Here is a 1,704-nt window from a genome sequence, read left to right as displayed (position 1 = left end):
GCGGTGGGGTTCTGGTAGCGTCTTAAGCCGCCATCGCATACACACGCGGAACCGGCGCGGCGTTGAGCAACGCGACCGCCGCCGCTTTGCAATCCGGGCTTAAGTGCGCATAGCGCAAGGTCATTTTCATGTCCGCGTGTCCAAGCAGGTCACGCACGGTATTTAGCGCCACGCCAACCATTACAAGACGGCTGGCGAAGTCGTGGCGGAAGTCGTGCCAGCGGAACCCGACAATCTCGCCGCGCGCGCGCAGTTCCGGCCAGCCGGTGATTATGCGCATCGGCACGCCGTCGGCATTGGCGAACACATACCGCTTGTCCGCTTGCCGTTTCCAGGCTTTGAGCATGGCGAGCGTTCCATCGTTTAGCGGTATATGTCGCCCGGTGCCGCTTTTTGAGTGCGCATCAATCACGGTCAGAAACGCGTGGTCCAAATCGACGTTGCTCCATTCGAGCGTCGTTAGCTCGGTAAGGCGCAAGCCTGTATTCATCGCTAGCACTACAGCGGGCTTCAAGTGCGGGGGGCAACCCGTTTCGATTTCCACGTCGAGGCGCGCGCGTTCTTCGGGCGACAGATAGCGCACTTTGCCGGATGGTTCCCTTTGTTTTTTTACTTCTTTGAGCGGGCTTTCGGTCAGCACGTCCCACTCGACCGCCCGCGAAAACAGTCCCCGTAGGCTGTTTAGCTTGCGGTTGCACGTTGAGGGGGAGAGGCCCGCCTTAAGCTGCGCGCCGCGCCACTTCTCGACGCTCCAAGCGGTCACGGCGTCGAGTGGGGTTTCGAGAAAATCGGGGAATGATTGCCGGATCATGTAGATTTGGCGTTCCGGCTTTTTGTTGTGCGTGCGCACATAGACCGCGTAGTCACCATCTAAAAACGCTTGGACGGTCGGGACGGCGGCGATTGCTTTCACTACCTGGGCGCGGCGGGTTTTGCGCTCGGCTTGGCGTGTCAGCGTGTCGCCTTTGTGGTCGATGAGGGTCGATTCTTTGAGCGCGAGCTTGCGCGCGTCGCCCGGTTGCATTTCGGGCCACCAGCCAATTACTTTGCGACCCTGCATTCCGTCCGGCTTGCGCCACCGATATGTATACGATATGCCGCCCTTGGGCGTTACCTTCACGGCAAAGCCGCGCTGTTTATCCGCGAAATCCTGATAGCTGCCGGTCGGCTGGATCGCTCGGATAAACTCGCGTGTAATGTCGTGCCGTTGGTGCTTTGCCATCGCGTAACCCCTTGCAGAGTACGAGGCAAAAATTGCGGCCCGAGGTAGGGCACTTTTGGGGCAATTTCTGCGCTGTACTGTAGTTGACTGAGGCTTACACTATATGACTTAAGTCTTTGATTTGTAAGCCATAACCAACGCCAGTTACTTGCACTTTACAGTACGAATCACCCGAACAGGGGCTAACAGTAATAAGCGAGAAAATCCGACTTAAGCAGAACGACCACGCTAGCAGAAGGACTCCGCCCTAACCCCACACTCGCCGTAAGCAGCACCACCCCAACCCAAACCCACCCCGCGCCAGCCCCTCCGATCGCCCAACGCAAAAACCCCACCTTTGCGGGGTGGGGTTTTTGGATGCTAGAGCTAGCAAAGGGGAGCCTGACGATTACCTACTTTCACACGGGTATCCGCACTATCATTGGCGTGGAGTCGTTTCACGGTCCTGTTCGGGATGGGAAGGGGTGGTACCAACTCGCTAT

Annotated in this window: 1 protein-coding gene and 1 rRNA gene; both read right to left on the bottom strand. The window is 58.0% G+C overall.

Annotated elements, in window-relative coordinates; translation table 11 throughout:
• Nucleotides 1-22: 22 nt before the first annotated feature.
• Entirely contained in the window at nt 23-1,222 is a 1,200-nt protein-coding gene (locus tag WCA53_RS09805; RefSeq protein ID WP_423908518.1) for a tyrosine-type recombinase/integrase, read from the bottom strand.
• A 379-nt stretch (nt 1,223-1,601) separates the two neighbouring features.
• Nucleotides 1,602-1,704: ribosomal RNA gene (gene rrf, locus WCA53_RS09800) — 5S ribosomal RNA — on the bottom strand; the annotation flags it as partial.

It is taken from the genome of Caballeronia sp., assembly GCF_049581465.1.
Lineage (GTDB): Bacteria > Pseudomonadota > Gammaproteobacteria > Burkholderiales > Burkholderiaceae > Caballeronia.
Note: the sequence above shows the minus strand (reverse complement) of the source record. Positions and strands in the feature narration are given on the sequence as shown.

Bases quoted from the DNA above. Each gene is read 5' to 3' on its own strand.
- WCA53_RS09805 (WP_423908518.1), bottom strand. From the start codon at position 1,222: ATGGCAAAGCACCAACGGCACGACATTACACGCGAGTTTATCCGAGCG.